Source organism: Halorubrum sp. SP3 (assembly GCF_005435195.1).
GTDB classification, from domain to species: domain Archaea; phylum Halobacteriota; class Halobacteria; order Halobacteriales; family Haloferacaceae; genus Halorubrum; species Halorubrum sodomense.
In genome coordinates, this window is record NZ_SGTU01000447.1 from 1 (window position 1) to 395 (window position 395).

Annotated in this window: 1 protein-coding gene; it reads right to left on the bottom strand. The window is 69.4% G+C overall.

The features are described 5' to 3' along the window. On the bottom strand, nucleotides 1–255 hold a 255-nt coding region (locus EXE42_RS17200), incomplete at its 3' end, for a 4Fe-4S ferredoxin N-terminal domain-containing protein (protein ID WP_199240809.1). Nucleotides 256–395 lie beyond the last annotated feature (140 nt).

Consider the following 395-nt stretch of genomic DNA (forward strand, 5'->3'; position numbering starts at 1 on the left):
GACGGCGCTCACGTCCTCCTCGTCGACCTCGTCGGGGTCGGGGATATCCACCTCTCGGTCGTCGACGTCGAACTCCTCGAGGATCCGGTCGTGGTACCGCCGGTAGAACTCGACCTCGGAGAGCTCGTCCGCGGCCACCCGCTGCGCGTCGCGGGCCATCTCCGCGCCGAGGTCGGCGTCGAACCCGGTCTCCTCCAGGAGCCGCCTGTCCTCCTCGTCCACGGTCGTGTACATCGACTCGTCGTCGGTGCTCATGGTGGCTGTGGGGTCGTCTCCCCCCGGCGGTACGCGATCCGAGGGGTCAATCGTGACCCGGGTTCCAACACCGCGGCAAGGGCGGCGAAGATGTTCGAACCGGCCCACAAGAGGGGCGGGGTCGCCGCCGAGCCGGAACT